The organism is Stenotrophomonas sp. 116085_Sma (genome assembly GCF_056479585.1).
Window position 1 is genome coordinate 2,280,152 of record NZ_CM151057.1, and the last position, 19,092, is coordinate 2,299,243.

Here is a 19,092-nt window from a genome sequence, read left to right on the forward strand (position 1 = left end):
TCATGCCAATGGGTCCAGCGTGCCGAGTACCGCTACGCAGGCCAGCACCAGCACGGCCAGCACCGATTCGCAGGCCAGGCTGTGGCGAAGTGAGCGCAGCGGCCTGGCTTGCCAGCCGCCGCGGATGGAGCTGGCCAGCGCTGGTACCAGCCGCCAGCGATGCAGCCCGGCAAGCCCCAGCATGCCGCCCACCAGCGCCAGCTTGAGCAGCAGCCAACGCCCATGCGCGGCGCCGGTCAGGGTCTGTATGGAACCGCCGAGATCGACATAGGTATAGGTGCCGGTCATCGCCAGCAGGGCGACGATGATCGTGCCCGGCACGGCGAAGCTGTGCGCGGCCTGCCACAACTCGTAGGTGCGTTCGCGCAGGCGCAGGCCCTGGCGTCGCAGTGCCAGCTGCAGGATGGCGGCGATCGCACCGACCCAGGCGCCGGCGGCCAACAGGTGGACGATGCCGGTAGCAAGACGCAGCCTGCCAGCGAGCCCATCGCCAGCAGCGGCGTGGCCATTCCAGGCGAGGCTGGCCAGGGTCGCCGCCGAGAATGCCAGCAGCGCCAGACGGCGCAGGCCCTGCACCGGGCGTTTGACTGCCAGCAGCGGCAGCATTGCCAGCAGGGCCAGGATGCGCAGCAGCCCCGCCTCACCCACCGGCGTACCGGTAAGAAACCAGCGCGCCGTCTCGCCATCGATGTCGACCGGTGATATGCCAAGCACGCTGGACAATCGGCTGGCCGCATCGGTGACGACCAGGATCAGCGCAACCACGGCGAGTGCCAGCGAGATGCAGCGTGGCAGCCCGGGTCGGACGAACAGCAGCCGCCCGAACAGCAGCATCAGCACCAGGTACAACGCCAGCCGCAACGCATACGGTGAGAGCCCGGCCACGACGACAGCCTTACTTCACGGTGAAGCGGTAGCTGCCAGTAATCGGATGAGTGTCCTGGCCGACCGCGCGCCATTGCAGTGCGTAGCTGCCTGCGGGCAGCGGCTTGGCGAAACGTGCGCGCAACGTGTGGCCATCTTCGGAAATGTCCTGTGCGGTGGTGGCCATGGCCATCTTCATGCGGCCATGGTCCATGCTCAGTTCGATGCGGGTGGCACGCGGCATCACCTTCTCACTGAACTGCAGCGTGATCTCGGTCGCCGGGGCTACGGTGGCGTCGGCGGCAGGCGTCGAACTCACCAGGCTGGGATGCGCCAGCGCCAGCGGCGCAGCCGCGAGGCCGGACAGGAGAAGAACAAGGGAAACGGAGCGGATCGGGAAACGGGTCATGCGCGGGACACCTGTGGGAGAACTGGCTCTCAGGGTGAAGAGTGGCGCCTTTCGCTGCCCTGACGCGGACATTACCGCCTTGTAATGTTCGTTGGCTGCCGGCCCGCGGCCGGCACTACCGGGTACGTGACTGCGCGATCCATGCAGACGGCGAACAGCCGAGCACGCGGCGGAATGCCGCGCTGAATTTGCTGGGACTGGCATACCCGCTGGCCAAGGCAACATCGGTGACACGGCGGCCCTGCGCGAGTTCGGTGCGCGCCCAGTGCATGCGGCGCTGGGTGAGGAATGCGTAGGGTGGCAGGCCTGTGGCCGCGCGTAGCGCCCGACTGAACGTTGCGGTCTCCATCTGCACTGCAGCAGCCAGCTGTGGGACCGTCAGCGCCCGACCGTGCTGCGCGTCGATGTAGGCCTCCAGTTGTCGCAGCCGTCGTGCCGACAGCGCGGACGTGGTGCCGCGTGCCTCGCGAGGTTGGCCGGCAAGCTGGCGCAGGCGGTGCAGCAGCACCCGCGCGCCATGCTCAAGGAAGCCGGGCAGGCAGGCATCGGCCTGCGTGCTGCACCACAACGCGGTCAGCACCGCGGACACCACCGGATCGCGGTGCAGCCGTGCAGCCAGCGGCTGCAGGGGATGCAGCGTCTGCACGTTACACCGGCTATCTGGCCGCACGCTACCAGTTCGAGTCTGGACTTTACGCGCGGCTGGAATCGCAGTTCACCGGCTCCAGCGCACTTGACGAGCGCAACCGCGCCTTCCAGCCGGCCGCCGCCGTGCTGGGTGCGCAGCTGGGCTACGAAACCGGGCCGTGGAGTGCACGGCTATTCGTGCAGAACCTGACCAACAAGCGTCGCATCAACGGCCTGATCTTCGACAATCTGGCTTTTGGGCGTGATGGCAACTACTACGGCCCGGTCGACAGCCCGCGCATCTTCGGCGCGGAACTAGGCTACCGCTTCCGATGATAGGTAGTGCCGGCCACTGGCCGGCATTTTCGGGGCGCTGACTAGCGGCCGGCACTACCGTTTGCGCAGCGCCCGCCGGTTGCCGATGTGAGCGAACGCCAGCAGCGCGCCACCACTGGCGGTCGCTATGCCATGCCAGAGCAGCGATTCCTTCAGCGGCAGGTACAGGGAGGCCGACAGCAGCAGGATGGCGCCGGTGCAGGCCAGCTGCACAGGCCGCCAGCGCCCATGCCGATGCACCCCGGCCGAGGTACTCGCCAAGGCCAGCGAGGAGGCCAGCAGCGCGAACAGCCACTCCCAGCGCGACATCAGCAGCAGCAGCGTCATTACGCCATGACCGGGGTGCTGGAACGAGCGCAGCGCCATCACTGCCGCTGGCATGAACGCAAGCAGCAGGGGCAGGGCGATGCAGTGCGCGGCGCAGGCCAGCGACAGCCAGGCGCCGGCGAGGTCGATGTGGGGGTGCCAGCGTGCCGAAGTTGGCGGCTGGGCTGGGGCCCTTGCAGGCGTCGTGGGGATGTGGTCCATAATGTTACATAGTAACAACTGGAGTCTCCCCCCATGAAGCTTCCTGCTGCTCTTTTCCTGCTGCTGGCCGCCAGCGCCGCGCAGGCCCACGACATCCGTCAGCACGCACCGCACGTGCATGGCCAGGCGACCGTTGATGTTGCCCTCGATCAGGGCACTCTGGATGTTGCCCTGCAGGCGCCGGGCATCGGCATCCTCGATTACGAGCGACCGCCGGCCAGTTCAGCCGAGCAGGTCGCGCTGGCACGCGCTACGTCGCTGCTGAAGGGCGGCAGCTGGGTAACCCTGCCCACCGCTGCAGACTGCCGTCTGATCAGCAGTAAAGCCGATGCCGAGGGCTTCGATGCGCCTGCCGCCGCGCCATCGGCAGGACAGCATCTACACGCGGGTTTCACTGCCACGCTGCAGTACCGCTGCACGAATCCGGCCGCGTTGCGCGCCATCGTCATGCGGTTGCCCGTGCTGTTCCCGGGCCTGCACGAAGTCATCGTCAACAGTGCGACAGCCAACGGCCAGAACCGCAACGTGCTGACCCCCGACAACCTGCGCGTGGTGCTGGCCCCGTGAGCGCGGCCCCGGTGATCGCCCTGGAAGACGTGCAGTTCGGATACGGCATGCAGCTGGTGCTGGATATCCCGCGGTTATGGGTCGAGCAGGGCAGCAGCGTGCTGCTGCGCGGAATCAGTGGCGGCGGCAAAAGTACCTTGCTGGGCCTGCTGGCTGGTGTGCTGCTACCCGGCAAGGGTCGTGTCGAGGTGGCAGGCCGGGCACTGCAGGACATGGGAGGGGCGGCGCGGGATCGTTTCCGAGCCGACCAACTGGGCGTGATCTTCCAGCAGTTCAATCTGCTGCCGTTCCTCACGGTGCGCGACAACATCGCATTGGGCCTGCGCTTCTCGCGCCTGCGCAGCGCGCGCATCAGTGGGCCGCTGGATGCCGAGATCGCACGCCTGTTGTCAGCCCTGCAGCTGGACCCGGCGTTGATGCAGCGACGCGCGGGTACGCTCAGCGTTGGCCAGCAACAACGCGTGGCGGCAGCACGCGCCCTGATCGGCCGGCCAGCGTTGCTGCTGGCCGATGAGCCCACCTCAGCGCTCGACCGTGAAGCGGCGACCGCCTTCCTGCGGCTGATGTCCGCGCAGTGCCAGGCGGCCGGCACCACGGTGCTGGTGGTCAGCCATGATGACAGCCTGGAGCCGTTGTTCGACCGCACGATTGCCCTGTCGCAGATCAACCAGGCAGGTGCCGGCCATGCTTGAGCTTGCCTGGGCCAGCCTGCGCAGCCGCGCATTGAGTGTCGGCTTGACCGTACTGGTCATCACCCTCAGCGTGGTGTTGCTGCTGGGCGTCGAACGTGTGCGCACGCAGGCGCACGAGGGGTTCGCCAGCACCGTGTCGGGCACCGATCTGATCGTCGGTGCGCGTTCGGGGCCGGTGAACCTGCTGCTGTATTCGGTGTTCCATATCGGCGACCCGACCAATAACGTGTCCTGGCAGTCCTACCAGGAGCTGTCCGCGTTGCCACAGGTGCAGTGGGCGGTGCCGCTTTCGCTGGGCGATTCCTGGCGCGGCTACCGCGTGGTCGGCACCAGCGGTGGCTATTTCGAGCATTACCGCTACGGCGCCGGGCACGCGCTTGCCTTCGCGGACGGTCGGCCGTTCGTTGACCTGTATGACGTGGTGATCGGCGCGGAGGTGGCACGCGCGCAGAAGGTCGGTCTCGGCGACGAGATCGTACTGGCCCACGGTACCGGCGCGGTCACCCTGGCTACGCATGCCGACAAGCCGTTCCGCGTGGCAGGCATCCTGCAGCGCACCGGCACGCCGGTCGATTCATCGGTGCTGGTTTCGTTGCCGGCCATCGAGGCGATCCATGTCGACTGGCGCTCAGGCATGCAGCTGCGCAGCCAGAGCGTCAGTGCCGAGCAGGCGCGCCACCTGGACCTGACCCCGACCAGCATCACTGCCTTCATGCTCGGCCTGAACTCGCGCATCGCCACGTTCTCGGTGCAGCGCAGGATCAACGAATACCCGGACGAGGCGATGCTGGCGATCCTGCCCGGTGTGACCCTGCAACAGCTGTGGCAGTCACTGGGCACCGCCGAGCGGGCGTTGCAGCTGATCAGTGCAATGGTGGTGCTGCTGGGCATGGTCTCGCTGGTGGCGCTGCTGGTCTCGACCCTGCAGGAGCGGCGGCGTGAGATGGCCATCCTGCGTGCCACCGGCGCGCGACCGGGCTACATCGCCGGCCTGCTGGTGGTGGAAGCGGTGGCGACCAGTGCGGTGGCCTGCGTGCTGGCCCTGTCGCTGCTGGCGGCCGCCAGCATTGCCGGTCGCGGCTGGGTGCTGGCCACCTTCGGCCTGTCGATCACCCATGCCTGGCCGGATGGCCGTGAACTGGCATGGGTTGCGGGCGTGCTGCTGATCAGCGCCGTGGCCGGGCTGGTGCCGGCATTGCTGGCTTACCGGCGCACCTTGGCCGATGGCCTTTCATCGGGAGGTTGAGCATGCGCTGGATGCAGGCATTGCCGATGCTGTTGGCGCTGGCCGCCTGCGAGCGGCCGGTGGATACCGGTGTGCAGGCATTGCCTCCCTCGCCGGCGGTCGACCGCGCCGACCCTGCGGATGCGGCAGAGCAGGAACTGGACTGGCTGCAGATGATGCCCAAGGACGAGCTGGCCGCGCTGGAGCGGGGCGAGGGCCCGGAGGTCGAGCACAACGGCAACCGGCGCATGCCGCAGTTCGGTACGTTCCGTACGGTGGAGACGGTGCTGCAGCGACCGGTGCGCCTGCCGGGCTACGTGGTACCGCTGGCCAACGCGCAGGACGGGCGGCTGACCGAATTCCTGTTCGTGCCGTACTACGGTGCCTGCATCCACGTGCCACCACCACCACCGAACCAGATCGTGCACGTGGTGCTGCCCCGGCCGATCGAGATGCCGGACATGTACTCGCCATTTTTCCTGGCCGGCACCCTGCGTGCCGAACGGTTGGATGACGATCTGGCTGGTTCGGCCTACACCATGCGTGACGCACAGCTGAGGCCCTATGAACCGTAGCCACCTGCTGCTCCTGCTGGGATGCCTGTGGTTGGCGGGCTGCACCTCGCCGGGCAGCGATGCCGTGGTGGCCACGCCGCAGGACAAGCCGGCACCCTTGGCCATGGCCGAAGCGCCCGTCGACCGCTGGGATGCACTGCGGCCCGACGAAGTCACCTACCAGCGCCCGCCGCCGCAGATCGGCCTGTCACGCGATGGCATGGACGGCGTGGGCGGCCTGATCGACGACACTGGCTCCGGCACGCCACCGGGGCAGGAGATCGACCATTCCAGCCCGGATCGCGCCAAGCAGTTCGGCTCTTCGCGTGTGGTCGATGCCGTAGACGGCCGCGCAGTGGACCTGGACGGTTACATGGTACCGCTCGGCACCAACGATGCCGGCCTGGTCGATGAACTGCTGTTCGTGCCGTTCTATGGGGCGTGCATCCACGTGCCGCCACCACCGCCGAACCAGATCATCCATGTGACCCTGGCGACACCGATCGCGCTGGGCGACCTGTGGGATCCGTACCGGCTTGCCGGCCGCCTGCAGGTGAAGCGTTTCGATGCGGATATCGCCAGCGCGTCCTACGATGTGGCGGCGGCCACGCTCACGGCGATCCACAACTGATGCGCAGGCGCTGGATCATTGCTGCCGGGGGACTGCTGGCGGCGCTCGCGCTGCTGGTGTGGTGGCAACGGCAGTCTGCACCCACCGCGCCGCCGGCGGTGGCGTTTCCGGCACCCGCGCCGGATGCCAGCCAGCGCATCGAACAGTACCTGGGTGACGACAATGCATTCCGCAACGACGTGCTGTTCCTGCTCGCGGCAACCCTGCGTGATCGCTGCCAGCCGGCGCAGGCGGGATTGCTGGCGCGCATGGCCAATCGTGCATCACTGCCGGTGCTGGCGGCGGTCAGCGCGGTGACCCAGCAGGATCCATCGCTGGACCGGCCGATCTACCAGTACATCCAGCATCGCGCCGATGCCACGCAGTGCGGCCAGCCGCTGCAGATGCCATTGGGTGGAGGACGCAGCATGGCGGTGGACATCGAGCAGTACGCGCGCACCTTCCCCGACAGCTATTTCGACCCGCAGCGCAGCAGCGAGCCACGCGATTTCGGTGGGCTGTCGTTGCAGCAGCGCGCCGGCAACGCCTGCAACAGCGTGGTGTACTCGGTGCTGCCGCTGGGTGGTGCCGACTGGCGTTGCAGCAGCCTGCGGGCGAATGCGCGTTCGCGGGTGCGCGGGCTATGCGAAGACGAGCTGCGGCGCCAGCATGGGGGGACTGGTGGGGAGCTGGACATGGCCGTGGGGCAGGGCATGCAGGGGGCGGTGGTATCGGCGATCGCCGCGTTGCCGCAGGACTGCCAATGAAGGTTCCATTCCGCGGAGCGTGGCCCGGCGAGACGTACGCGGGAAGATGAACATTTCCCGCCGGGCAACCTGAATTGCTGCCCGGACAGCCATAACTATACAGGACATCCGGTATAGTTATGGCCGTACTTCACCCCATCAGGTTGTCCCATGGCTCTGTCCCAGCCTTTGGCCGGTGCTCCGGCCCTGTCGCGTGCCCGTCGCTGGGCACTGTTGTTCACCGTCGCTGCCGGCCTGTTGCTGGTCACGCTGGACAACTCCGTGCTCTACACCGCACTGCCCACGCTGACCGAAGAACTCTCGGCCAGTGCCGGCCAGGCGCTGTGGATCATCAACGCCTATCCGCTGGTGATGGCCGGCCTGCTGCTGGGTGCGGGTACGCTGGGCGACCGCATCGGCCACCGCCGCATGTTCCTGATCGGCCTGGTGGTGTTCGGCGTGGCCTCGCTGGCGGCGGCGTTCGCCGACACCGCAGCGCAGCTGATTGCCGCACGCGCGTTCCTGGCGGTCGGCGCGGCAGCAATGATGCCGGCCACGCTGGCGCTGATCGGCCTGAGCTTCCATGAGGAGCGCGAGCGCAACATCGCCATTGCGATCTGGGGCTCGGTGGCCATCGTCGGCGCGGCGCTTGGCCCGATCATCGGCGGCTGGTTGCTGCAGCATTTCTGGTGGGGCTCGGTGTTCCTGATCAACGTGCCGGTGGTGGTGGTCGCCTTCGTGGCCACGCTGCTGCTGGCGCCGGAAGGCCAGCGTGACACCTCGCGGCCCTGGGACCTGGTTTCGTCGCTGCTGGCATTGGCCGCTCTTTCCGGCCTCGTGCTGGCGATCAAGTCGCTGATCGCCACGCCGCCATCGTATGGACTGGGCGCTGGTGCGCTGCTGTTGGCCATGGTGACCGGCGCGGCGTTCGCTCGTCGCCAACAACAGCTGCCGTACCCGCTGCTGGACTTCGCGATCTTCCGCAACCCGGCGTTCCTGGCCGGCACGTTGTCGGCGGTATTCACCCTGTTCGCGATGGCCGGCCTGCAGCTGGTCACCACCCAGCGCTTCCAGCTGGTGGCGGGCTTTACGCCGCTGCAGGCGGGGCTGCTGGTATCGGTGGCAGCACTGGGCAGCCTGCCCAGTGCGCTGCTGGGCGGCAGCATCCTGCATCGGGTCGGCCTGCGTCCGTTGATCTGCGGCGGCCTGGCTGCGGGTGCGCTGGGTGTCGGCGTGGTGGCGTTCGGCTTCCCGCACGGGCTCGGCTGGGTGGTGGCAGGCATGGCGATCACCGGTTTCGGCATGGGTTCGGCCATCTCGGTGGCGTCCACCGCCATCCTCAACAATGTGCCGGCACACCGGGCAGGCATGGCCTCGTCGGTGGAAGAGGTGTCCTATGAGTTCGGCGGCCTGCTGGCGGTGGCGATGCTGGGCAGCCTGAGCGCCGCGATGTACAGCGCATTCCTGCCGGTCTCGGCCGACATGCCTGTACTTGCCCGGGAAGGCTTCACCCAGGCGCTGCATGCCGCGCGCGAGAGCGGGCAGGGCGAGTGGTTCGCATTGGCTGCGGCGGCGTATGACCGTGGCTACCAGATCGTGCTGCTTGTGATCACGGCGGTGCTGGCGCTTGGCGCGACGATCCTGGCGCGCCTGCTGCGCGGCCGCGTTGGCAGCCGCGAGGGCGCGGCCGATCGCGTAAAATGACGCGATGAGAACCAGCAAGCGCGACCGCATCCTCGACGCCGCCGTCAACGTGATCAATCGTGACGGCGTGCGTGCGGTGACCTTCGAGTCGGTGGCGGCCGAGGCCAAGCTGACCCGTGGTGGCCTGCTGTATCACTTCCCGTCGCGCGAGGCGCTGCTGCGCGGCATCGACGAGCATCTGGTGCAGGCCTGGGAGACGTCGATGGAAACGCTGTTGGGCAAGACTGCCGAGCAGGCCACTGCGCTGGAGCGTTACCAGACCTTCGTGCGCGTGTCGGCCCAGAGCGCCACCCGTGCCGAGCTGATGTTCATGCTGGAATCGGCCGACCCTGAAGCGGGCGAGCGTCCGTGGGGCCCGGCGGTCCAGCGCTGGGCACCGTCCGCGCCGGAGGCCGGGAATGTCGACCCGACGACGCTCGACAATTTCGTGGCGCGCTTGGCGGCTGATGGCCTGTGGATCTATGAGGCGATGTACGAAGGGCAGCTGGATGAAGATGTGCGCGCCCAGGTTGCCGAGCGCATCGCCGGGTTGCTGGCGAAGTCTGATGGGTCGCCGCACTTGTAGAGTCGAGCCATGCTCGACTGCTCTTCGGTCAGGCAACGAAACCCCCGCGCTACCCAGCCGGCGCTACGCTCGCGGCCAACCACGCCCGCGGCGAGGCCCCCAACCGCTTGCGGAACGCCTTCGACAGCGAGGCGGTATCGGCAAACCCCACCTCGATCGCCACCTGCTTGACCGCCATGCCGGCCCGCAGCTGCGCGCAGGCCAGACTCAGCCGCCAGTCCAGCAGGTAGCTGGCCGGCGTGGCCTGCATCACGTCCTTGAACACCGCTGCGAACGCACTGCGCGACATGCCGGCGGTCGCGGCCATGCGCGGCAGCGTCCATTCGTCCTGCGGCGCCTGGTGCATCGCCACTAGTGTGCGTGCCAGCCGTGCATCGGACAGGCCGCGCATCAGCCCATGGCTGACGCCTGCTGCATCCGGGTGATCGACCACCCAGCGCAGGATCTGGATCAGCGCCACCTCGAACAGGCGATTGGTCAGCAGCCGGGAACCGCAGCGCTGGCGATCGGCCTCGGCAAACAGCAGCTGCAGGGTGTCATCCAGTTCGCCGATGGCCGCCAGCGGCACCACCATCACCGGTGGCAGCGACTGCACGATCGGATTGCGCGCACCGCCATCGAAATCCAGCGTGGCGCAGGTGAAATCCGGGCCATCCAGCGGTGCGTTGAAGAACACGTGGTGCAGCGGCTGCGGATACAACAGCAGGCTGGGTGTGTCGATCTTCAACCGGGGCAGCGCGATATCGCCGCCGGGATGGCGGACCTCCATTTCACCCTGGCGCAGGATGTGCAGGAAGGCACGACCGGGCTGCGGCTCGAAGACATGGCGCCCGCACAGCGGACCGCTGTGGAACAGCGCGGCCTGCACCCGGAAGCGCTCCAGCAGGGAGGAGAGGCGGTCGGGTGGGGAGGTGTCGGCGGGCGTGCTCATGGATGAATGGACAACAGGTATGGCTGATTTAGCCTGATTCGTCCGGCGAGTCTACCTAGGATGAGCGGGTCGTCCAATCCCGGGCGCTTTCCCAAGGAAATCCACCATGTCCCGTGTCCCCCTGATCGATGCCGCCAACACCACCGCCAACCGCCAGGCCCTGCTGGGCCAGGTCCACGCCGCTTTCGGCGCCACCCCGGCAATGTTCCGCGCCGTTGCCAATTCCCCTGCCGCTCTGCAGAGCATGTGGGGTTCGTTCGGTGCGCTGGGCGGCGGTCGCCTGTCACCGCTGCTGGGCGAGCAGATCGCTGTGGCCATCGCCAATCGCAATGCCTGCGAGTACTGCCTGGCGGCGCACACCGCGCTGGGCCGCAAGGCCGGTGCCAGCAGCGAGCAGATGGCCGCCGCGCAGATCGGCCAGTCCAGCGATCCGGTTACCGCAGCTGCGCTGGACTTCGCGCTGAAGGTGGTCGAGCAGCGTGCGCGGATCACCGATGGCGATGTGCAGGCGCTGCGGACGGCCGGCTTCGACGACGAGCAGATCGTCGAGATTCTCGCCCACGTGGCGCTCAACCTGTTCACCAATTACGTCAACGTAGCATTCGACGTGCCGGTGGACTTCCCGAAGGTGGCGTTGCGCTGAGATTCGGTTCGGCCCGGGCGGCAGTGGTCGCCGGGGCCGGTCTGAATGGAGCCGGCCGGGTAGAGTCGACTGTCAGTCGACCATCGCGCGCAGCGCGGGGTTTTCGCGGGTCTGAACGAAGAGCAGTCGACTGACAGTCGACCCTACCCGGTCGATTCTACCCAGTCGATGCTACTTGTCGTTTGCCTGCAGTCGCTCGGGATGGGTATACACATTGAACCCGCTTTCCCGTGCGAACCCGACCAGGCACAGGCCTGCACCACGGGCCAGGTCGATCGCCAGCGCGGTCGGTGCCGAGACTGCCGCCAGCACGCTGGCACCGGCCCGCACGGCCTTGCTGACCATCTCGTAACTGGCCCGGCTGGAAATCACCAGCAGGCCGCCCTCGATCGTGTGTTCGTTGTGATGCAAGGCGCCGATCAGCTTGTCCAGCGCGTTGTGGCGACCGACATCCTCGCGCACCCAACCGATGCGGCCGCTGGCATCGGCCCAGGCCGCGGCGTGGGTCGAGCCACTCACCGCATTCATCGGCTGATGCTGCACCAGCGTGGCCAGCGCCCGTTGCAGGGCTGCCGGTGAATAGGTCCGGCGCTCACGCACCTCGGGCAGTGGCCGCAGCACCTCTTCCAGTTGGCGCGAACCGCACAGGCCACAGCCGCCGCGGCCGGGCAGCAGGCGCCCATTTGCCGGATCCAGGCCGGCGCCGGGCGCATCGCCGGTCACCGCCATCTGCAGTTCGATGCCCTCCAGTTGCGGGTGGATGTCGATCGACAGCAGCTGCGAGGGCGTAGCGATCAGACCCTCGCTGAGCGAGAACCCCAGCGCGAAGTCCTCCAGGTCGCAGGGCGTGGCCATCATCACTGCGAAGGCGGCGCCGTTGTAACGCAGCGCCACCGGCACTTCTTCGGCCACCACATCGACCAGCGGCTGTTGCCCCTCGCTGCGCCAGCGCTGCAACGGGCGCTGGGCCGTGCCGGCAGGCGGGGTGTGCGATGTGGGCGAATCAGGCATGCAGCGCGTCCGGACAAGGGAGATACGCAGGTGGTGGACCACCCACGGCATCGAGAATAGCGCAGCGGCCACGCGCTGACGCAGGTGTAACCGTTGTCATGGCAGGCTGCGCTGAAAACAGCGTGCACCCACTGGCGAAGCGGCGTGGGCCGTGCTTGACTGTGGGGCTGGCCGTGCCATCGAACGCGCCGCCGGACCGCGTTGTGCCGATTGTTGCTGCGTTCCTCCCGCCAGGTTCCCGAACATGTCCGAGCAGAAACCGCCGCGTTACAAGCCCTACAACCAGCCCGCCGGTGGCTGGGGTGCCGCCGGCGCCACCGCCAAGGTGCTGCTGCAGCAGAGCGTGATCGGCAAAGGCTCGAAGGCGCTGCTGGCGATGAACCAGCCCGGTGGCTTCAAATGCCCCAGCTGCGCGTTCCCCGATGCCGACGAACGCAAGAAGCTGGAGTTCTGCGAAAACGGTGCCAAGGCGCTGGCCTGGGAGGCCACCCAGTTCCGCGCCGGCCGTGAGCTGTTCGCGCAGCACACCGTTGCCGAACTGATGGCGCAGACCGACTACTGGCTGGAGATGCAGGGCCGGCTGACCGAGCCGATGCGCTACGACGCGGCGACCGACCACTATGTGCCGTGCAGCTGGGACGATGCCTTCGCGCTGATCGGCCGCCATCTGCAGGCGCTGGACAGCCCGCACCAGGCCGAGTTCTACACCTCTGGGCGCACGCCCAACGAAGCCGCCTTCCTCTATTCGATCTTCGTACGCGAGTTCGGCACCAACAACTTCCCGGACTGCTCGAACATGTGCCACGAGCCGACCAGCCGCGGCCTGCCGCCGGCCATCGGGGTGGGCAAGGGCACCATTGTTCTGCAGGACTTCGAGCACGCCGAGGCGATCTTCGTGATCGGCCAGAACACCGGCACCAACTCGCCGCGGATGATGAGCAACCTGGTTGAGGCGCGCAAACGCGGCATTCCGATCATGGCGGTCAACCCGATGCCCGAGCGTGCGCTGATCCGCTTCGCCGAGCCGCAGGACGTGGTGCAGATGGCCACATTCGGTTCGACCGAGATCACCAGCGAGTTCGTGCACATCCGCATCGGCGGCGACCTGGCGCTGATCAAGGGCATGATGAAGGTGATGTTCGAGCGCGAAGCGCAGGGCGAGCGCGTGCTCGACCATGATTTCCTGGCCGAACACACGGTGGGCCTGGAGGCGCTGCGCGAGGACGTGATGGCGCAGGACTGGGACGAGATCGTGCGGGTCTCCGGCATCACACAGGCGCAGATCCGTCGCTGTGCGGAGATCTACATCCGCTCCAATGCCACCGTGATCTGCTACGGCATGGGGCTGACCCAGCACCAGTACGGCTCGCGCCTGCTGCAGCAGGTGGCCAACCTGCTGTTGCTGCGGGGCAACTTCGGCAAGCCCGGTGCTGGCATCGGGCCGATCCGCGGCCATTCCAATGTGCAGGGCGACCGTACCGTCGGTATTGACGAGAAGCCCAAGCCGGCCTATCTGGACCGCGTGCAGCAGGTGTTCGGCTTCGATCCGCCGCGCGAGCACGGGCACCACGTGGTCGAGTCGATCGAGGCGATGCTGGATGGCAGCGCCAAGGTATTCATCGGCCTGGGCGGCAACTTCATCCATGCCGTGCCTGATACGCCGCGCGCGTACGAGGCCATGCGCGGCCTTGAGCTGACCGTGGGCATCGCCACCAAGCTCAACCGTGGCCACCTGGTGCATGGTCGCGATGCGCTGATCCTGCCAGTGGTGGCGCGCTCGGAGCGCATCGTTACGCCGGCCGGCGAGCAGTTCGTCACCATCGAAGATGCGATGTCGAATGTGACAGCGTCGCGCGGCGTGCTGGAGCCTGCCAGCGCCGACGTGTTGCCCGAGGTCGAGATCGTCTGCCGCATGGCGATGGCAACCCTGCCGCACAGCAGGGTCGACTGGGCAGGCTGCATGCACGACTACGGCCCCATCCGTGATCTGATCGCTGCTGTATACCCGGAGATCTACACCGGCTTCAACGAGCGCATCCAGCAGCCGCATGGTTTCCACCTGGACATCCCGCCGCGCCGCCGCGCATGGCCCACACCCAATGGCAAGGCCAACATCCTGGTGATGCCCGGCCTGGACGTGGACGATCCCGTGCACGACCCGGACATGCTGCGCCTGGCCACTGTCCGTTCGCACGACCAGTACAACACCACCATCTACAGCTACAACGACCGCTATCGTGGCGTGTACAACGATCGTATGGTGCTGTTCATGAACATCGAGGACCGGCTGGCACGAGGCCTGGAGAAAGAGGCGCTGGTCAGCCTGGAGACGATCAGCGGCGATGGCGTGCAGCGGCGCATCGAGGGCCTGACCGTACTGGACTACCCGATGCCGCGCGGCGCGCTGGCCGGCTACTACCCCGAACTGAACCCATTGCTGCCGCTGGACTACTACGACCGCATCAGCGGCACGCCCGCAGCCAAGTCGATCCCGGTGCGGATGAGTGCGATGGCGGCGGCGATTGCGTGAGGCGCGCATCGGCTATCATCCGCATGTGAACCTGCCTGGCCTGCTGCTGCGATGGATGCTGCTCGTTGCCCTGGTGCTGAATGCACCGGCGCTGGCGCTTGCTGCAACTTCGTACAGCGGGCCGGCCAGCCAGGACCAGTGCACAGCACCGCACCCGGCCGCGATGGCTGCAGCGGGCTGCTGCGATGATGCAGCCCCGGCAGCCTGCCAGGGCGGTGAGTGCGAATGCCCGCCGGCCAGCCTCGGCATGCTGGCCTCCCTGGGCGGAACGCCCGCCTCGCCATGGCGGGAGGCGCCTTTGCCAGCCAGCGCCCAGCAACGCGCACCGCCGCCGTTGCCGGATCCGCTACGGCCTCCCATCGTGTGATTCCCTGCAGGCATCAAGTGCCTGCCATTGCTGCTCGACTCATTCTCGACTCTGCCTGTGCCTTCGATGCGCAGGCAGCGGGCCGCGTTGCCCGCATCTGCAAAGGAATCACTCAATGAACCGTATTCTCTCTCTTGGCCTGCTGCTGGGCACCGTACTGGCCACGGCTGCCTGCGCGCGTGCCGCCGAAGAATCGCCTGCCACGCCGGTTGCCAGCGAAGCACCGGCGGTGCCGGCCCAGGTCAGCCCGGCCAAGATCGATCCGGCCTTGCCGGTGGCCATCGTGCACAAGACCGCCAGCTGCGGTTGCTGCGGCATCTGGGTCGATCACCTGAAGGCCGCCGGCTTCCAGGTGGATGTGCGTGACACCGACGACATGAACCCGATCAAGGTCCGCCTGGGTGTACCGGTCGGCAAGGCGTCCTGCCACACCGCCGAGATCGGTGGTTACGTGGTTGAAGGCCACATCCCGGCCGAGGACATCAAGCGACTGCTGGCCGAGCGGCCCGCAGCGCGCGGCCTGGTGTTGCCGGGCATGCCGGCCGGTTCGCCGGGCATGGAAATGCCGGATGGCTATGTGCAGCCGTACACGGTTGAGCTGGTACGTGCCGATGGCAGTACCGAGCCGTTTGCCCGGCATGGGCAGGGCGGCTGACACCCAGTGGCGGTGCCGGTCGGCCTGATCGGCACCATCCTACGCGGCCTGTGTAGAGCCGAGCCCACGCTCGGCTGTTTTCTTCCGGCAAGCCGAGCATGGGCTCGGCTCTACAGGATCAGCGGTGTGCCGCAGATTCCTTGGCCAGCTGCGCCTCGAACTTCTTTTCGGCGGCATCCGCGTAAGCCTTGCAGGTCAGTGCGTTGGCACTGGCCTTGCTGCCGGCGGCATAGCTCCAGTTGCTGGCACCCGGATGCGGGGTCAGCAGCAGGTCGCAGGGAAGGCCGCGCACCGTGGCGAAGGTGCGCTTGTAGTCTTCGATCAAGCGCGGATAGCGGGGGTTGTCCTTGAGCTGGTAACCCGGCGCGCTCAAGCTGTCGGCGTAGGCGATGCGCACTGGCTTGCCATCGCGGGTATCGGTCCAGGTCCACGCAGTGCTTCCCGGCGTGTGCCCCGGCATGAAGTGAGCGGTGAAGTCGATGCCGCCGATGGAGACCACTTCGCCATCCATGATGATGCGGTCGGCGCTGGCCGGCGGATAGGTGATGCCGTCGCCAAAGTGCAGGTCGTCGCTGCCACCACGCGCCAGCAGCACGGCCGATTCGGCGTTGGCCACCACTTTCGCGCCGGTACGGCGCTTCAGTTCCGCCACCGGCCCGGCGTGATCGGCATGCGCATGACTGAGCAGGATCAGCCGCAGATCCTGCGGTGCCACCCCGCGTGCCTTCATGTTGTCCAGCAGGTGACCGGCCATCTGTGGCATGCCGCCATCCAGCAGCACTGCGCCCTCGGCGGTCTGCACCAGCAGGGCGGTCAGCTCCTGCGTGCCGATCTGCCAGGTGTGGTCGGCAATCTGCAATGGTGCCATTGGCTGCAGCCAGGAGGCATCTACGGTGTAGGCGCGCAACTGCGGTAGCGGCGCTTCGGCGGCATGCGCCTGGGCGAATGGGAGCGCGGCAGCAAGGGCGAAGGTGAGCAGGGAACAACGCATGGTTCACGTCCGTTTGAAGGAGGCCCAGAAACTAGCATGGGCCTCCTTCAGCGCGTCTCGCATAGATTTCATGACTCCCATAAGGGCGCAGATGGCTCAGTAGCGGTACTGCCAGCCCAGTGTCAGCACCCGGCCGCGGCCGGAGAAGTAACTTGGGTTCGACGGCGTGGTCTGCGAGTAGTAGCTGATGTACTGCTTGTCCGCCAGGTTCTGCACGCCCAGCGTGAGCGCGTGCTTGCCCAGCGTGTAGCGCGCGACCAGGTCCACCGTGGTGTAACCCTTGAACTCTGCCACTCGTGCGCCGCGCAGGTCGAAATCGCGGTCGAAGGCATGGCTGGCCTGCAGGCGGGTGCTGAACTGCGGCGTCCAGCTCTGTTCCCAGAACGCGGTCAGCCGGTTCGGTGCGATGTTGACGCCGGCCAGGTCGCTGTCGAGGCGGCCGTCGATGTCGGCGTCGTAGCGACCGTTGGCACGGGCGTAGCCCAGGCCGAGCCGGCCTTCGCCCAGACGCAGCCGCAGGTTGCTTTCAAAGCCCTCCACGCGGGTCGCCTGGCGCTGCACGGCGTAAGCATCGATGCCCGGGTCATAGACCAGCACCGAGCCCAGCTTCGATTCGGAGGTGTAGTAGGCGATGTCGCCGCTGAAGCGGCCATCGTCGTACTCCAGCCCGATCTCGCGGTTGTCCGACACCACCGGCGACAGGTCGATGAGGCTGTCGACGCGCTGGCCGTCGCGGTTGATTGCGCGCAGCACGCGGCCGACATCGGCCACGGTGTATCCCTCCGAGTAGGAGGCATAGGCGCTGAGGCGATCGTTGATGTACCAGACCGCGCCGAAGTTGGGCAGGGTCTCGCTCATGGTCGGCTTGCCGCCGGCCACCTTGCGCGCGCCATAGCGCGGCAGGGTGGTGTAGTCGCCCACCTCCAGCTCACCCTTTTCGTAGCGCAGGCCGCCGGACAACATCAGATGGTCGGTTGGCCACCAGTGCAGCTGCAGCAGCGGCGACAGGCTCTGGTAGGTGGTCAGCGGTACCCAGTTCATGCCGCTGGCCAGCAGCACCTGGTGGGTGCGATCACGCAGGCCATCCAGGCCCAGGGTCACATCCAGCGTGGTGTCGGCGATGCGGCTCCAGCTCTGGGTCAGCTTGAAGCCGCGCTTGTCCGATTCGTTCTGGGTCTGGTCCCAGGCGGCATTGGCGCCGGTATTGCCCCACGGGTCCCACTGGCTGGCGCCATAGCGGCCCTCGAAGTCGACCGCGAACGCCTGCGCCTGGAAGCGGCCACCGAGCAGGTCTGCGGCGCTGTAATCCACGGTCAGGGCACGCGAGCGGTTCATCGGTGGGTCCAGCGGCGTGTCACCGCGCACCGAAATCGTCGGGCGGCCGGTGCGGAAATCGCCATTCACCGCGAAGTAGTTGTCCAGCCCGCGCAGCTCGTAGCGGTTGGCCATCACCTGCAGGCGCTGGCCTTCGGCAATGTTCCAGCCCAGCTTGGCGAACACGTTCGATGAGGTCGAGTCCATCAGCTCGCCCTGCGCGTTGGTGCCGATCGATCGGCCCTCGCCGTCGTGGTACAGGCCCTGCTTCTCATAGGCCAGGCCGGCAACCAGGTCGAACTGTTCGCCGCGCACGCCCACCAGGGCCGAGCCGCGCTGGCCATTGTCGTCGTGGCGGCTGGGCAGGGCGGAGCTGTAGCTGACATTGGTGTCGAGCAGGAAGGCACCCGGCTCGCTGGGCGCGCTGCGGGTGATGATGTTGACGATGCCACCGGTACCGCCGATGCCCTGCAGCGCGTTGGCGCCGTGGATGACCTCGATGCGCTCGATCATCGCCGGGTCGATGGTGTGCGAATCCCGTGAGCCGTCACGCAGGGGGGTGGACTGTGGCACGCCGTCGACCATGTAGAGGATGCCGCGGCCACGCATGGTTTCGCCGTAGTTGGACATCTTCTCGCGCGCCGGGGCAAACGCCGGGATCTGTGACGAGAGCACCCGCGACACATCCGAACCCAATGCCAGCTGCTGGGCGATGTCCTCGCGGGTCAGCACCGTGATGGTGTTGGGCATCGCCGTCTCGCCCTGCGGCATGCGAGCGGTCGAGGCCGAGACCGTGACACGGGCCAGCGAGGTCGGATTGGCCGGTGCGGCGGGGCGTATCGTTGCGTCGGGCCTGGCCTTGGTCTGTGCGGCAGTTGCACTGACCACGAATACCCCGGGGACGCGTTCCTGCAGGGTCAGGTCGTGGCCCTGCAACAGGCGTTGCAGCGCATCGCGCGGTGCATAGCGCCCATCCAGTGCCGGCGCGCTGCGGCCACTCACACTGTCGGCGGCGAACAACAGCTGGATGCCACTCTGGCGCGCGAGCGCATTGAGCGACGCATGCAGCGGGCCGGCGGGCAGGTGAAGCTCGACGAGCGCGGATGCAGCGCTCTGCGCCATGGTAGGCAGGGCCGTGCACAGGCAGGCGGCGAGCAGGGCAGGGGCCAGCCGGCGCAGGGCGGCAGGTGGGACAGGGCGGGTCATGCAGGGTCCTTCGGAGG

21 protein-coding genes are annotated in these 19,092 nt (G+C 67.4%); 13 read left to right on the forward strand and 8 right to left on the reverse strand.

Features of this window, described 5'->3' with window-relative positions; genetic code table 11:
• The 3 genes from copD to ACZK0Z_RS10685 all read right to left on the reverse strand — a co-directional run bounded on the left by copD (window position 1) and on the right by ACZK0Z_RS10685 (window position 1,919).
• The gene (copD, locus tag ACZK0Z_RS10675; protein ID WP_197631902.1) at window positions 1-885 is read right to left on the reverse strand and encodes a copper homeostasis membrane protein CopD; all 885 of its coding nucleotides are present in this window, start codon (window positions 883-885) and stop codon (window positions 1-3) included.
• A 10-nt stretch (window positions 886-895) separates the two neighbouring features.
• On the reverse strand, window positions 896-1,273 hold the full coding sequence (gene copC / locus ACZK0Z_RS10680; RefSeq protein ID WP_049426823.1) for a copper homeostasis periplasmic binding protein CopC: 378 nt from the start codon (window positions 1,271-1,273) through the stop codon (window positions 896-898).
• Between the two features lie 115 nt (window positions 1,274-1,388).
• Entirely contained in the window at window positions 1,389-1,919 is a 531-nt protein-coding gene (locus ACZK0Z_RS10685; protein WP_414489301.1) for a helix-turn-helix transcriptional regulator, read from the reverse strand.
• On the opposite strand from ACZK0Z_RS10685, the gene ACZK0Z_RS10690 reads away from it, so the two are divergent.
• The gene (locus ACZK0Z_RS10690) at window positions 1,883-2,236 is read left to right on the forward strand and encodes a hypothetical protein (RefSeq protein WP_414489300.1); all 354 of its coding nucleotides are present in this window, start codon (window positions 1,883-1,885) and stop codon (window positions 2,234-2,236) included. The genes ACZK0Z_RS10685 and ACZK0Z_RS10690 overlap by 37 nt on opposite strands.
• Window positions 2,237-2,290: 54 nt before the next feature.
• Here ACZK0Z_RS10690 and ACZK0Z_RS10695 read toward each other — a convergent pair whose 3' ends face one another.
• Window positions 2,291-2,764 (reverse strand): MerC domain-containing protein, encoded by a 474-nt coding sequence (locus tag ACZK0Z_RS10695; RefSeq protein ID WP_197631903.1) that lies wholly within the window; start codon window positions 2,762-2,764, stop codon window positions 2,291-2,293.
• Between the two features lie 33 nt (window positions 2,765-2,797).
• On the opposite strand from ACZK0Z_RS10695, the gene ACZK0Z_RS10700 reads away from it, so the two are divergent.
• The 8 genes from ACZK0Z_RS10700 to ACZK0Z_RS10735 all read left to right on the forward strand — a co-directional run bounded on the left by ACZK0Z_RS10700 (window position 2,798) and on the right by ACZK0Z_RS10735 (window position 9,427).
• Window positions 2,798-3,331, forward strand: a complete 534-nt coding sequence (locus ACZK0Z_RS10700; protein WP_049426820.1) for a ZrgA family zinc uptake protein — start codon at window positions 2,798-2,800, stop codon at window positions 3,329-3,331.
• Complete coding sequence (locus ACZK0Z_RS10705) at window positions 3,328-4,023, forward strand: ATP-binding cassette domain-containing protein (RefSeq protein ID WP_049426819.1); 696 nt, start codon at window positions 3,328-3,330, stop codon at window positions 4,021-4,023. Before ACZK0Z_RS10700 ends, ACZK0Z_RS10705 begins: the two co-directional genes overlap by 4 nt.
• Entirely contained in the window at window positions 4,016-5,269 is a 1,254-nt protein-coding gene (locus tag ACZK0Z_RS10710) for an ABC transporter permease (protein ID WP_197631904.1), read from the forward strand. Before ACZK0Z_RS10705 ends, ACZK0Z_RS10710 begins: the two co-directional genes overlap by 8 nt.
• 2 nt (window positions 5,270-5,271) lie before the next feature.
• Complete coding sequence (locus ACZK0Z_RS10715) at window positions 5,272-5,823, forward strand: DUF3299 domain-containing protein (RefSeq protein ID WP_197631905.1); 552 nt, start codon at window positions 5,272-5,274, stop codon at window positions 5,821-5,823.
• Window positions 5,813-6,433, forward strand: a complete 621-nt coding sequence (locus tag ACZK0Z_RS10720) for a DUF3299 domain-containing protein (protein WP_049426816.1) — start codon at window positions 5,813-5,815, stop codon at window positions 6,431-6,433. The genes ACZK0Z_RS10715 and ACZK0Z_RS10720 overlap by 11 nt, the downstream gene beginning before the upstream one ends.
• Window positions 6,433-7,179 (forward strand): hypothetical protein, encoded by a 747-nt coding sequence (locus ACZK0Z_RS10725; RefSeq protein ID WP_197631906.1) that lies wholly within the window; start codon window positions 6,433-6,435, stop codon window positions 7,177-7,179. The genes ACZK0Z_RS10720 and ACZK0Z_RS10725 overlap by 1 nt, the downstream gene beginning before the upstream one ends.
• A 150-nt stretch (window positions 7,180-7,329) precedes the next feature.
• Window positions 7,330-8,862: an MFS transporter gene (locus ACZK0Z_RS10730; RefSeq protein WP_049426814.1), complete on the forward strand. Its 1,533-nt coding sequence runs from the start codon at window positions 7,330-7,332 to the stop codon at window positions 8,860-8,862.
• 4 nt (window positions 8,863-8,866) lie between these two features.
• Complete coding sequence (locus ACZK0Z_RS10735; protein ID WP_049426813.1) at window positions 8,867-9,427, forward strand: TetR/AcrR family transcriptional regulator; 561 nt, start codon at window positions 8,867-8,869, stop codon at window positions 9,425-9,427.
• 49 nt (window positions 9,428-9,476) lie between these two features.
• Here ACZK0Z_RS10735 and ACZK0Z_RS10740 read toward each other — a convergent pair whose 3' ends face one another.
• Complete coding sequence (locus ACZK0Z_RS10740; RefSeq protein ID WP_197631907.1) at window positions 9,477-10,358, reverse strand: AraC family transcriptional regulator; 882 nt, start codon at window positions 10,356-10,358, stop codon at window positions 9,477-9,479.
• 106 nt (window positions 10,359-10,464) lie between these two features.
• Here ACZK0Z_RS10740 and ACZK0Z_RS10745 point away from each other — a divergent pair, with 106 nt between their 5' ends.
• Window positions 10,465-11,001 (forward strand): carboxymuconolactone decarboxylase family protein, encoded by a 537-nt coding sequence (locus ACZK0Z_RS10745; protein WP_049426811.1) that lies wholly within the window; start codon window positions 10,465-10,467, stop codon window positions 10,999-11,001.
• A gap of 171 nt (window positions 11,002-11,172) precedes the next feature.
• On the opposite strand, the gene fdhD is transcribed toward ACZK0Z_RS10745, so the two are convergent.
• Complete coding sequence (fdhD, locus tag ACZK0Z_RS10750; RefSeq protein ID WP_049426810.1) at window positions 11,173-12,012, reverse strand: formate dehydrogenase accessory sulfurtransferase FdhD; 840 nt, start codon at window positions 12,010-12,012, stop codon at window positions 11,173-11,175.
• Between the two features lie 244 nt (window positions 12,013-12,256).
• Here fdhD and ACZK0Z_RS10755 point away from each other — a divergent pair, with 244 nt between their 5' ends.
• From ACZK0Z_RS10755 to ACZK0Z_RS10765, 3 genes are all read left to right on the forward strand, one after another.
• Window positions 12,257-14,542: an FdhF/YdeP family oxidoreductase gene (locus ACZK0Z_RS10755; protein ID WP_197631908.1), complete on the forward strand. Its 2,286-nt coding sequence runs from the start codon at window positions 12,257-12,259 to the stop codon at window positions 14,540-14,542.
• A gap of 25 nt (window positions 14,543-14,567) precedes the next feature.
• Window positions 14,568-14,909, forward strand: a complete 342-nt coding sequence (locus ACZK0Z_RS10760; protein WP_197632018.1) for a hypothetical protein — start codon at window positions 14,568-14,570, stop codon at window positions 14,907-14,909.
• A gap of 115 nt (window positions 14,910-15,024) precedes the next feature.
• The gene (locus ACZK0Z_RS10765) at window positions 15,025-15,564 is read left to right on the forward strand and encodes a DUF411 domain-containing protein (RefSeq protein WP_197631909.1); all 540 of its coding nucleotides are present in this window, start codon (window positions 15,025-15,027) and stop codon (window positions 15,562-15,564) included.
• A 118-nt stretch (window positions 15,565-15,682) separates the two neighbouring features.
• Here ACZK0Z_RS10765 and blaL1 read toward each other — a convergent pair whose 3' ends face one another.
• Window positions 15,683-16,555, reverse strand: a complete 873-nt coding sequence (blaL1, locus tag ACZK0Z_RS10770; protein ID WP_049427757.1) for a L1 family subclass B3 metallo-beta-lactamase — start codon at window positions 16,553-16,555, stop codon at window positions 15,683-15,685.
• 96 nt (window positions 16,556-16,651) lie between these two features.
• Window positions 16,652-19,075, reverse strand: coding sequence for a TonB-dependent receptor (locus ACZK0Z_RS10775; protein WP_197631910.1), 2,424 nt, complete (start codon window positions 19,073-19,075; stop codon window positions 16,652-16,654).
• Window positions 19,076-19,092 lie beyond the last annotated feature (17 nt).